The 10871-nt window shown below is 56.3% G+C and carries 10 protein-coding genes; 6 read left to right on the top strand and 4 right to left on the bottom strand.

All coding sequences use genetic code 11. The features are described from left to right. Positions 1 to 90: 90 nt before the first annotated feature. The gene (locus PEH01S_RS22015; protein WP_164827981.1) at positions 91 to 2328 is read left to right on the top strand and encodes a PAS domain-containing sensor histidine kinase; all 2238 of its coding nucleotides are present in this window, start codon (positions 91 to 93) and stop codon (positions 2326 to 2328) included. Positions 2329 to 2393: 65 nt separating this feature from the next. Here PEH01S_RS22015 and PEH01S_RS22010 read toward each other — a convergent pair whose 3' ends face one another. The 3 genes from PEH01S_RS22010 to PEH01S_RS22000 all read right to left on the bottom strand — a co-directional run bounded on the left by PEH01S_RS22010 (position 2394) and on the right by PEH01S_RS22000 (position 4751). Further along, the gene (locus tag PEH01S_RS22010; RefSeq protein ID WP_246063029.1) at positions 2394 to 3134 is read right to left on the bottom strand and encodes a nucleotidyltransferase domain-containing protein; all 741 of its coding nucleotides are present in this window, start codon (positions 3132 to 3134) and stop codon (positions 2394 to 2396) included. A 76-nt stretch (positions 3135 to 3210) separates the two neighbouring features. Further along, positions 3211 to 3933, bottom strand: a complete 723-nt coding sequence (locus tag PEH01S_RS22005; protein WP_127488034.1) for a class I SAM-dependent methyltransferase — start codon at positions 3931 to 3933, stop codon at positions 3211 to 3213. Between the two features lie 65 nt (positions 3934 to 3998). Then, on the bottom strand, positions 3999 to 4751 hold the full coding sequence (locus tag PEH01S_RS22000) for a polysaccharide deacetylase family protein (RefSeq protein WP_246063028.1): 753 nt from the start codon (positions 4749 to 4751) through the stop codon (positions 3999 to 4001). A 163-nt stretch (positions 4752 to 4914) separates the two neighbouring features. On the opposite strand from PEH01S_RS22000, the gene PEH01S_RS21995 reads away from it, so the two are divergent. The 5 genes from PEH01S_RS21995 to PEH01S_RS34715 all read left to right on the top strand — a co-directional run bounded on the left by PEH01S_RS21995 (position 4915) and on the right by PEH01S_RS34715 (position 10300). After that, positions 4915 to 6045, top strand: coding sequence for a hypothetical protein (locus PEH01S_RS21995; protein ID WP_127488032.1), 1131 nt, complete (start codon positions 4915 to 4917; stop codon positions 6043 to 6045). A gap of 129 nt (positions 6046 to 6174) precedes the next feature. Continuing rightward, complete coding sequence (locus tag PEH01S_RS21990; protein WP_127488030.1) at positions 6175 to 7749, top strand: spore germination protein; 1575 nt, start codon at positions 6175 to 6177, stop codon at positions 7747 to 7749. 40 nt (positions 7750 to 7789) lie between these two features. Then, entirely contained in the window at positions 7790 to 8896 is a 1107-nt protein-coding gene (locus tag PEH01S_RS21985; RefSeq protein ID WP_127488028.1) for a GerAB/ArcD/ProY family transporter, read from the top strand. Continuing rightward, the gene (locus PEH01S_RS21980; RefSeq protein WP_127488026.1) at positions 8889 to 10112 is read left to right on the top strand and encodes a Ger(x)C family spore germination protein; all 1224 of its coding nucleotides are present in this window, start codon (positions 8889 to 8891) and stop codon (positions 10110 to 10112) included. Before PEH01S_RS21985 ends, PEH01S_RS21980 begins: the two co-directional genes overlap by 8 nt. Before the next feature lie 11 nt (positions 10113 to 10123). Further along, positions 10124 to 10300, top strand: coding sequence for a hypothetical protein (locus tag PEH01S_RS34715; protein ID WP_164827979.1), 177 nt, complete (start codon positions 10124 to 10126; stop codon positions 10298 to 10300). 115 nt (positions 10301 to 10415) lie between these two features. Here the strand turns inward: PEH01S_RS34715 and PEH01S_RS35050 are convergent. Beyond that, on the bottom strand, positions 10416 to 10871 hold a 456-nt coding region (locus PEH01S_RS35050), incomplete at its 5' end, for a hypothetical protein (RefSeq protein WP_174807157.1).

Genomic DNA, 10871 nt, shown 5'->3' with positions numbered 1-10871 from the left:
AACTAATAGGACATGGCAGCCCGCATTGGTCGGATGCCTCTCGATTATCGAACATTTCTGAGAACTGCAGGCTCGAAACAGGAGGCACGCATGGAATTTGACGTGGATTTGGACCTCACTTCACATGCTCTATTTTACCGAACCTTTCAGTATAGTCCAAATGCGACAGCTCTCGTTTCTGCCGGCGGCCGCTGTCTTGCGGCCAATCCGGCGCTATGCCGGCTCTTGGATGAGACGGAGCCGAATTTGAAAAAGCGAGCGGTAGCCCAGCTTTGCCATCCGGACGATGGCGTCGTTTGGGCCGGGTTTTGGCAGGAATTGACGAATGGTGCCCCGGATGACGGCCCTCGCGAAATATCTCTGCGCTTCCTTCACCGGGAAGGAGACGCTATACCTGTTTGGATCAACGTAACACGTTGCTCGCACGAACAAAATGAAGCGCTTACTTGCTATATTGTACATATCGCGGCTTGCAATTCCGGCCGTTGGCAGCCGCACGAACAGCGCTACCGTTCGTTGTTCGAGTACCATCCTGATCCGATGTTTGTGTTGGATTTGGACGGGTATTACATGGATGTGAATCCGGCGTTCGAGAAGCTCGCGGGCTATGCACGCGAGGAAATCGTGCGGATGCGGCTTCATTACCGCACGATGCTCGACGTCTCGGAGCACGACAAGCTTCGCGACTGCTTGGCGTTGGCAGCTCAAGGGGCGCCTCAGCGTTTTGACATTGTCGGGACCGATCGATGGGGGCAGTGCCTGAACCTTGATGTAACCATCATTCCTTTTATCGAGAACGGTCAGATTACGGCGCTGCAAGGCATCAGCAAAAACGTGACCGAACAAAAAAAGCTTTGGGAGCATTTATGCGAAAGCCAAAGGCAGTACGAGCTGATATCTTCTCACAGTCAAGATATCATTACGCTTTGTGCGCCGAACGGCAGCATCCAGTATATTTCGCCGGCCGTCTATACCCAGCTCGGGTATGATCCGCAGGAATTGGTCGGCGTTTTGGGCCAAACGCTGGTTCATCCCGAAGATTTTAGGCGCGTCTTCGAGTCCTTCGCCTCGGCCCGTTCGGACGAGAGCCGGCATATGCTTCGAAAGCGGCATAAACAGGGACATTACCTTTGGTACGAAAGCTCCATTAAATTTATTCGGGAGCAGAACGGCGAGGTTTGCAACATTGTGGCCGTGGCGCGGGATATATCGGAGCGAATGCAAGCGCAGGAAAAGCTGTCCCATAGCGAAGAAAACTACAGGTCGCTGGTGGAGGAGCTGCCCGTAGCGGTCTTTATCCAGCAAGCAGGCCGGTGGGTGTACGCCAACGATACGGCGGTGAAGCTGCTTGGGGCATCCGCTCCGGAGGAGCTGCTCGGCCGGTCGGTTTACGATTTTCTTCACCCCGACTATCACGAGATCGTACGCAACCGGGTGCGTATGGTGGAGAGCGGCCAATCTCTGGCTCCCATGAAGCAAAAGCTCATGACGGTTGCCGGCCGGTCGATCGATGTGGAGGTATTCTCGTTTCCGACGTGGTTCGAGGGGCGGTTCGCGACCCGGGTGATGGTCAGGGATATTACCGATGCCGAGAAAGCGCGGGAGCTGCTGGAGCATTCCGAAAAGCTGTCGCTTGTCGGCCAACTCGCCGCAGGTATCGCGCACGAGATCCGCAATCCGCTCACGGCGATCAAAGGCTTCATTCAACTGCTCAAATCGAACGTATCGGACAAGCCGTATTATTACGACATCATCTCCTCCGAGATTAACCGGATCGAGCAAATCATCGGCGAGATGCTGGTACTGTCCAAACCGAAAGAGGCGCAAATTCGTCCGCAGGACATCCGGCCTCTGATCGGCCATGTTGCCACGTTAATCGACGCGCAGGCGATTATGAACAATATCCAGATCGTCACCGAATTTGAGGAGGAGCTGCCTCTTCTGGAGTGCGACGAGAACCAGCTCAAGCAAGTGTTTATCAATCTGTTGAAAAATGCGGTCGAAGCGATGCCGAATGGGGGAAAGCTGACCCTGCAAGTGGCTGCGGAAGCCGAGGGAAGGCAGATTGCCGTACGGGTCATCGATCAAGGCTGCGGCATCCCGGCGGAGAAGCTGGCGAGCATCGGCCAGCCTTTCTACACGACCAAGGAGCAGGGAACGGGGCTTGGCATGATGGTGAGCATGAAGATTATTGAGAATCATGACGGTACGCTGTCGATTGCCAGCGAGGAGGGCCAAGGAACGACGATCGAAATCCGCTTGCCGGTCAAGGCTCGTCCCAAGGAGAGCCCGGAGGTTGAAGAGTATCCGCCAAGAACCGGACATTAGCAAAGCACCGTGAAACAAAGTGCTTCCATGGCGCAGGTTATGCGTAAGGAAGCACTTTTTTTGCGTTACGGTCCGGTTTCTTCTTCGTCCGGAAGATCGCCTTCGGCGTACCCTTCAACGAGCAAGCCTCCGAACGGCTCCAGCAGCTTTTGCACAAAAGCGGAAAGGGGCTCCGTGCGATCCAGGCGGTAGTAAGCTTCAAGCGCTTCGTACAGCTCTTCCGCGAGGGCCGGATCCGACTGCTTGAGGCTGCGCTGCAGCCACTTCCCGTCTCCGATCCAGAAGCCGCCGGTCCGCAGTGCGAATTCGGCGAGCATCCCGGCGAGCTTTGCCGTTATGAATAAGCCCTCGGCTCGCGAGGCGCTGCATTCCAGATCCGTCAGCGTCTCGCCGATCTCATATCGCGCCCGGTCCAGCTCCTGAACGGTCCAGGCCGGAGGACCGGCAGCGAGATCGCGCCTGGCTTCCTCGATGATGGCTGCGACGTGCTCGTGACCGCGGAGCACGATGCCTTCCGAGCACATTCGCAGCAGCGAGGGAATGGCCGATTCCACCGCCTGATCGAAAAAGTAGCGGTACGTATCCCTGTTCACTACGAACGCTTCGATGATCCATCCGAAAGCCCGGTACGTTTTGCGGAATGGCCCGGCTTGGGATTCGTCGAATAGAACAAGATCCAGATCCGACCCTGGCGTTGCGCCGCCTTGGACGACACTTCCGGCCAGTATGGCCGCTTCGCTTTGCGGAAACCGCATAGTCACAAACCGCTGTGCGGCTTCGAGGCCCGACAGGCTCATGGTAGGCATCACGCTCGACTTCTCAAGATAGTACAACATATGCTTAAGCCGGCCTGATGTTGCGATCTTTTGCCATGACGCCCTTTTATTTTCGGGCAATGAACAGGGCGTGCTCCAAGTAGTTGCGGTTGGCGGCAATCAGATCGTCGTGCGCCAGCGACGTTTGCCAGACGGATGCATCGAGCAAAGCTCCGGGATCCATGAGCTGGTTCATATCGGGATAGGCAATTTGGTCGTCCGTGACGTGTTCGATAAAGGCCGAGCGGTCGCAAACGGTCGTCTCGGCAAAGCCGGACGCTTGAAGCAGCTCGATCCACTTTTGTTCCGTGAGCAGGGCGTTCAACTGAAAAAAGCCGGTGACCTCCCGGTAAGCCTCCTCCGTGATGGAGGGGGTTGCGATAACCTCCCGGTCGTAAAGTATGCCGCCGGGGCGCAGTACCCGGCCGTATTCGGCCAACGCCCGCCCGATGTCGGCAAAATTGGTCACCGATTCCGCAAACACGACGTCGAACGTCGCGGCTTCGAACGGCAGCGCCGTAATGTCCCCTTCCACAAACCTTACGTCAAGCTGCTCGGTTTCGGCCCGGAGCTTCGCTTTGGCCAGCATATCGGGACGCAGGTCGAGCCCTGTAATGTCAAACCCTTGCTTCGCCAGGTAGCAGGACGTTCTTCCCGTACCGCACCCGACCTCCAGCACCCGGCTTCCCGCGGGCAGCGGGAAGCGGGAAAGCTGGGACAGGGTGGCGGAGAAGCCGCCGGGATGCGCGCTTCCGACACCCAAACGGGACAGCATATCCAAATAGTTCACCGCACTGCTCCTTCCTCTTCCGAAAATACAGATCACTGTATTGTATGGAAAGAGAGGGCATCCGGTTATGGATGGATGTCCGGGGTGCGCAGCTTTTTTACCGGCTTCATTCTGCCGCAGGACAACAGCTCCGATACGGTAACGAAATGGTAACCGCGCTTCTTCAGCTCGGGCAATATTTCTTTGAGCGCATCGACGGTCTGGCTTTTCCCTTCTACGTAATCATGGAACAGCACGATATCCCCGTTGCGTGCATGGCTAAGAACCTTGTTGACGATTTTGTCGACTCCCGGGGTATCCCAGTCCCTCGTATCCTGATGCCAAGACCACATCGCGACCGTGTAACCTTCATTCATGGCCATTTGGATCAGCTTTTCGCTGTAAAACCCCCCGGGAGGCCGAAACAGGCGGCATTTTTGACCGGAGGCCGCGTAGATGACTCCTTCTGCGCGGTGTAGATCTTGCTTCAGCTTGAAGATCGATCCGTTTCGCTTAAAATACGTATGGTTGTACGTATGGTTGGCCAGCTCGTGGCCTTCCGCCGCTTCCCGCTTAACCAGCCCGGGGAATCTCTCCACCTTGTTGCCAACGAGGAAAAATGTCGCCTTGGCCTCGTATCGCTTGAGAAGATCGAGAATCTTCCCGGTATTTTCCGGGTCGGGGCCGTCGTCGAACGTAAGCGCAATGACTTTTTCCTCCGTCGGCACTTCCCAGACGACTCCGCCGCGTTGTTCGTAGTAGGCCCTTCCTCTGCGGGGCGCGTCCTCCGCCTGAACGGAAGACTGGACCATAAGCAGGCCTGCGAGTGCAGCCGTCATGATCTTACGAATGTCCGATCCCTCCTGAACGCAAATGTTAGATTTTAGGATAGCCTGTCCAGAGTGGATTATAACGATGCTCCGTTTCTACCTTTTTCCTTGTGTGAAAATGCCATCAAACAGGCAAGCTAACGCCATATCCTTGAAGGTACGGAGGAAACGTATGAAAAAAGGGGTTCTGATCTTGGCAGCGGCTGCGGTCTGCATCGGACTCGGGTCATTGCCCGTCCGTGCGGGGGCGCCAGCCGCTCCGGCCAAGCTCACCTTCGTCGTACAGGCCTCGCCGGAATCGGCCATGCGCAGCGAGCTGACGGTCCGGTCGCCCAAGCTGCTCAAAAAGCTGCTGCCGGAGAAGGTGCGGCCGGTGCAGCAGGTACCGCTTACGGACGTATATGCGGTGCTGGAGAAGCAAGGAGCAATGGTCCGCTATGCGGTGGACGCCCATGGAAACTGGTATGATACGCTGCATAGGCAATCGCTGGAGCTGCCGCAGGCGATAAAAGATCGGCTTCACGGATATGCCGAAGCGGTCCGTACCGCCCATTACGGCCAATTGGCCTCGTGGGAGGAAGCCCGCCAGACGATTGCCATGAAAGCGGTATGCCGGATCGTCGACGTGGAGTCGGGGCTCGCCTTTCAAGCCCAACGACGCGCCGGCAGCAGCCATGCGGATATGCAGCCGCTGACCAAAGCCGATACGGCGGTCATGAAAGAGATCTATAAAGGCGCTTGGAGCTGGAAACGGCGGGCGGTCCTGGTCGAAAAGGACGGGCGGTCGTTTGCCGCTTCGATGCATGGCATGCCGCATGGCGGCGACGGTATTCCCGGCAACGGGTTTTCGGGGCATTTCTGCGTCCATTTTCTCGGAAGTACCACCCATCGCTCCAAAAGTGTGGACCCCGACCATCAATGGATGGTGTACAAAGCGGCCGGCCGGCTGGAGGAAGGCTTCGGGCTCGCTTCCCCTAATGCGGTGGCCGACAGCTTCCTGATCGCGATCAATCAACAGGACCCGCAGTTGTTAAGATACGCTTTCGGCGATCCGGCGAATCCGCAGCTGGCGCAATATTTAAACGACATGGGCAAGGTCAAGGCTATTCGCCGAATCAATCCCTTCCGCGACCTGGATGCCGACGGCCGGCTCGGACTGGAGCTGCCCGTCGATGTGACGGTTCATGAAGGCGCCCGCCGACCGAAAAAGCAGAAGCTTACCTTTCACTTGAAACGCAGCGACGAGAACGCCAGATGGGTCATCGAGCGTGTCGAACCTCCTTTCTTTTCCCAGGACAAATAAGTCCGCCTCGTCTGTCACGCACTGACCTGCGTGATGCGCGGGGCTTTTTTGTGCATAAAATGCGGCATTTTCAGGAATAATCTGCATACATAGCAGTGGTTCGGATTGAAGAGGGGAGGAGGAACTGCCATGCTACGGTTTTTATTCCGCCAGCGGCTTCGGAAGCAGCAGACTGCCGGCGAGACCTCGCAAGAACCGATCGCCCGTTTAACGGAATCGGTCACGCACAACATATCCATGATCAAAGAAATGTTGGGTTCTCCCAATGACCTGATCATCCGCGAATTCAGGGTCGGGCCGCACAAGCATCTCTGCACGCTGATTTCCATCGACGGCCTGATCAATGCCGATCTGTTGGACGAAGAGGTGCTCCGCGTGCTGCTCTCGGGCACATGGCTGGAAACCCATGCGATCCCAAGCGAAGGCAGCGCCTTGCTTGACCTGCTGCACAAAGAGATTTTATCGGTAAACAGCATCGATCGGGTACATTCTCTGGACCAAATGATGCTCGGCGTGTTATCCGGGATTGCGGCGCTCCTCGTGGACGGTTCGTCGGACGCGCTGCTGATCTGCAGCCAGCGTTGGCAGGAACGCCCGGTGGAAGAGCCCCAAACGGAGGCGCTCATTCGGGGGCCGAGGGACGGCTTCACGGAAAATTTGCGGACCAATACGGCGTTGGTGCGCCGTCGGCTCCGCGATCCCCATCTGCGCTACATCTCCTTCCGCATCGGCCGCAGATCGAGAAAGGAGGTCGTCCTTGCTTATATCGAGGGCATTGCTCATCCCGATCTGGTAGCGGAAGTGAAGAGGCGACTAAGCACCATCGACATGGATGAGGCGGAGGGCTCCGGATATATCGAGCAGTGGATGATGGATAGCTTTCTGACCCCGTTTCCGCTGATCCACAGCACGGAACGGCCGGATAAAACGGCTTCGGCGCTTCTGCAAGGAAAGGTTGCTCTGCTGGTTGACGGGTCGCCATTCACGCTGTTTTTGCCGATCACTATCGGCGCGTTGTTTCAATCGCCGGAGGATTATTATCATCATTGGCTCATTTCTTCGTTAATGCGGCTTCTGAGGACGGTTTCCGCTTTTTTGGCGACCTTTCTTCCTGCGCTGTATATTGCGCTGGTCGAATATCATCAAGGCATGATCCCGTCCAAGCTTGCTTTTTCGATCGCCGGCTCACGCGAAGGCGTGCCGTTTCCGGCCGTTGTCGAGGCGATGCTGATGGAAGTGACGCTGGAAGTGCTCCGCGAAGCGGGCATCCGGCTGCCCAAGCCCATCGGACAAACGATCGGCATCGTCGGCGGGCTTGTAATCGGGGAAGCCGCGGTGGCGGCGGGAATCGTTAGCCCGATCATGGTTATCGTCGTTGCCATTACGGCTATTTCTTCGTTTTCGCTGCCGTCCTATTCGTTTGCGATCTCGCTTCGCATGCTGCGGTTTCTGATCATGCTGGCAGCGTCCATGTTCGGTTTGTACGGCATCGTGCTCGTATATATCATGATCAACATCCATATCGTGAACCTCAAGAGCTTTGGCGTTCCATTTACCGTACCGTTCGCGCCGTTCTTCTGGAACGATTGGAAGGATCTGATCCTGCGCGCGCCGGTTACGGTGCTTGAAAAACGGCCGCAGCTCATGCAGACGCTGGACAAGGTGCGGATGAACAAAAAAGGCGGATCGAAGGGGCAGGAATAACAAAGCTGGAAGACAACTTGGAAGGAACGGGGGGCTTCACGTGAGAAGGTTCGAATACGGTGACGATGAGATTAGCAGTACCGAGCTGCTGTTTTCCGTTGCTTCGATGATTCTCGGCCTCGGCGTATTGACGCTGCCGCGCGGCGTCGCGAAAGTGGTGCCTTCGTCGGACGGCTGGATCGCTATTCTGATTGCGGGATTGCTAGCCATGATGTTTACGTGGGTTTTGTCGAGGCTGGCGATTCGCTTTCCCAGGCAGCCGTTCACCGAGTTTGCGCCACGCATTGTCGGGAGACCGCTCGCCGTCGTCTTATCGGTATTTTTCTTCATCGCGTTTGCCATGTTCTCCAGCTATGAGGTGCGGGGCGCGGCGGAGGTCGCTAAAGAGTATTTATTTACACGTACGCCGGTCGAAGTCATCGGCCTCATTTTTTTTCTGGTGGTCATTTATGCGGCGTCCGGGCCGCGGATAGGGATCGTGCGTTTGAATTTGCTGTTTCTGCCCTTCGTCATCGTCGTTTTTGTGATGGTGCTTGTGATGAACGCCGGTTTTTTCGAATTCGAGCAGCTGAAACCCATAGGAATCAGTGATTGGAAAAAAATGGGGGAAGGCATTCAGGAAAGCTTATTTTCGTTTTTAGGTTTCGAAAGTGTCGTTTTTTATGCCGCTTTAATGAACCGGCCTCAGGAAACGGTAAAGGCTGCCGTCATCGGCATCTCCATACCGCTTATCCTTTATACGGCATTGTTCATCGTGACGATCGGCGTCTTCTCGGCCGAGGCTACCGCGGAGCTGCAGTATCCGGCGGTGGAGCTGGCCAAAGAAATCGAGGTGCCCGGGGCGATTCTCGAACGGTTCGAGTCGATTTTTTTTACGATTTGGCTGATGACGATCTTTAACTCCGCCGCAATGACGCTGGACATTTGCATTTGGATCGCAGGCACGTTTTTTCGTCGGTCAAGCAAACGGACGATAGCCTTTGCTTTGGCTCCGATCATTTATTTAGCCGGTTATTTGCCGAAAGATTTGACGCAGCTCGCCGTCTACGGGCAGTGGTTCAGCTATATCGATTTGTTCGCCGGCATTTTGATCCCTTCGCTTCTGCTGGTGATTGCCAAGCTTCGGGGGGTGTCGGGACATGCTTAAGACGCCGGTCTCCGTTCTGTTCACGCTGGCTCTTCTGCTGCTGACGGCCGGGTGCTGGGATCGTGTGGAAATCGACGAGCGCGGCTTTGTGATCGGTGTTGCGATTGACGTTCCAAAATCATCCCAAAAGCCGGAACAAGGAAAAGCGGGGGCTGAGAAGAACCCCCGGGGCAAGGCCCGATATGCGGTGACTTACCAATTCGTCGTCACCGGCAAGCTGCAGAACGCAGGCGGTTCGAACAATCCGGGCTCGGGTCAGGCTTACTTAAATTTGACTTCGGAAGGAGACGCGCTGTTCGATATCGACAAGCAGCTTGCGGGGCGTACGAGCCGCTTTCCGTACTACGAACATTTGAAAGTGATTGCGATCTCGGAGGAGATTGCCAGGAAAGAGCATGAATTCGCCCGCGTGCTGGATTTTTTTCTGCGCGAGCCCGAGATGCGCCGCAGCGCCAAGGTATTCGTCACGGAAGGCGAGGCCCGGAACCTATTGAACGTCGAGCCCAGCAACGAGAAGCTGCCGGTCATGTATATCAATTCCGTCTCGGAGAATAGTGGCAAGAACGCCAGGATTTTGCCCGAAACCAAGCTTGGGGACATTCATGAATATTTGCTCGGTCAACGAAGCTTTGTCGTGCAGCGGATGATGAGCGCAGAGGACAGGCATGAGGTGAAGCTCGAAGGGGCGGCGGTCATCCGGGGAGAAAACTCGCAGATGGCCGGGGCGCTTGGGCCGGAAGAGACGGAAGGCTTAAACCTGCTCACCGGCAAGTTTCGGACCGGCATTGTGAAAGCCGAAGTGAAAGATGAGCTGGTGGTATGCGATCTCTTCTTAAAGAAACGAACCATAAACGCAGACGTCAGCAACCCGCAGCGCATCCGCTTTAGAATCCGTATCGAAGCGGAAGGCGCCGTAGGCGAAAGCTACCAGCAGTCGCTCGAAGTGTTAAAGCGAAAATCGGTGGATATGATTGAGCAGGCGGCAGAGCGGGAGATTGTCCGGATAACGAAGGCGGTGGTCCGCAAGCTCCAGCACGATTTTCGGGCGGATGCCATGGGGCTCGGCGCCAACCTGCAGCAGAATCATTACAAAGTGTGGAAGCGGATTGGCGACAACTGGGAAAAAGGGAAACGCTATTTTACGCAATGCGAAATCCAAGTGGAGCCCCGTGTCATTATTCGCCGGACCGGAACGGTAAACCGTTCAAACCGATAGGAGACGATTGCATGATTCAAAAGGTAATGGAATATTCGCCGTCAGGCTCGATTTGGCTGTGCGCATTTTTGACTTGGGCCATCCCTTACGCCGTTCACCGGGTTAACCGCAAGCTGCACGAGATAGCCGACCCGCCTTGGAAGAAGGAGGAGCAGGAGGAGAGTAAGGGCTCGCGGCTTGACGGTTAATATGTCAAAAAAGCCCTGTGCACAAGCACGGGCTTTAGAAAGTTTAATATAGCGGGCGCTTCCGATTTGTTTCGCTTTCGCGGACAAGCCCGGCTTTATTGGACGCCGCTGAAGTTTATCGGTAGCAATAAAATTGCTCAACCCGGTCCAAATCAAGACCGAAGTATACCCAATAGCCGAAAGGTCCGTATCCGAACCAGCGGTACCCGGCGATGGAATCGCGGCCGACGAAGGTTAGGAAGATCCAGTACTGCTGGCCGTTCGTTTGCCAGATGTACACGTACTGAAATCGGCACCGCCCGATGCTGCCCGGATCGATAGCGTACGCCTGAGGCAATTGGGGAGGCGTAAAGGACGGTGGCGGGGACAAGGGAGCACCGCCCGGGCCGCTAGGAGCGCCCCCGGGCTCGCCGGGGAAGCCATCCGGTCTACCCGTGTCCACCCCGGGCCAACCTTGATATCCGCCGGCGCCTGCTCCGCCAGTCGGCGCGCCTTGATAGCCCGTGCCGGTAGTGTATTCCGGCCAGGTTTGGTAGCCGCCGGCGCCGGTCCCGCCAGTCGGCGCGCCTTG

The sequence above is a fragment of the Paenibacillus ehimensis NBRC 15659 genome, from assembly GCF_004000785.1.
GTDB lineage: Bacteria > Bacillota > Bacilli > Paenibacillales > NBRC-103111 > Paenibacillus_G > Paenibacillus_G ehimensis.
This window is presented reverse-complemented; position numbering and strand designations above follow the sequence as displayed.

Coding starts and splice junctions, on each gene's coding strand:
- PEH01S_RS22015 (WP_164827981.1), top strand. CDS start 91: ATGGAATTTGACGTGGATTTGGACCTCACTTCACATGCTCTATTTTAC.
- PEH01S_RS22010 (WP_246063029.1), bottom strand. CDS start 3,134: ATGCCTACCATGAGCCTGTCGGGCCTCGAAGCCGCACAGCGGTTTGTG.
- PEH01S_RS22000 (WP_246063028.1), bottom strand. CDS start 4,751: ATGACGGCTGCACTCGCAGGCCTGCTTATGGTCCAGTCTTCCGTTCAG.
- PEH01S_RS21995 (WP_127488032.1), top strand. CDS start 4,915: ATGAAAAAAGGGGTTCTGATCTTGGCAGCGGCTGCGGTCTGCATCGGA.
- PEH01S_RS21990 (WP_127488030.1), top strand. CDS start 6,175: ATGCTACGGTTTTTATTCCGCCAGCGGCTTCGGAAGCAGCAGACTGCC.
- PEH01S_RS21980 (WP_127488026.1), top strand. CDS start 8,889: ATGCTTAAGACGCCGGTCTCCGTTCTGTTCACGCTGGCTCTTCTGCTG.
- PEH01S_RS34715 (WP_164827979.1), top strand. CDS start 10,124: ATGATTCAAAAGGTAATGGAATATTCGCCGTCAGGCTCGATTTGGCTG.